This is a genomic window from Neorhizobium sp. T6_25, from assembly GCF_002968555.1.
Taxonomy (GTDB): domain Bacteria; phylum Pseudomonadota; class Alphaproteobacteria; order Rhizobiales; family Rhizobiaceae; genus Neorhizobium.
Window position 1 is genome coordinate 1 of the sequence record NZ_PVBL01000080.1, and the last position, 396, is coordinate 396.

Annotated in this window: 1 pseudogene; it reads left to right on the top strand. The window is 56.8% G+C overall.

Annotated elements, in window-relative coordinates:
- Positions 1-396 (top strand): annotated as a pseudogene (locus C5L10_RS33410) (hypothetical protein); the annotation flags it as partial.

Genomic DNA, 396 nt, shown 5'->3' on the forward strand with positions numbered 1-396 from the left:
CGTTGGGGCTTTAGCGGCTGGGCGCAGCATGATGAAGCTATCTGGCAGGAAGTGAAAGCGGAAGCGCAAACTCGCGCCCGTAAAGGCCTGGCTGAGTATAGCTCTCATTTTTACGGTTCGGACAGCGACGCACGGGTGATTCAACGTGCACGCACTAACGCCCGTCTTGCGGGGATTGGTGAACTGATCACCTTTGAGGTGAAAGATGTCGCGCAACTGACCAATCCGCTGCCGAAAGGGCCGTACGGCACAGTGTTGAGCAACCCGCCATACGGGGAACGTCTGGACAGCGAACCGGCGCTGATTGCGCTGCATAGCCTGCTGGGTCGGATCATGAAAAACCAGTTTGGTGGCTGGAATCTCTCTTTGTTTAGTGCCTCGCCGGATCTGCTAAGC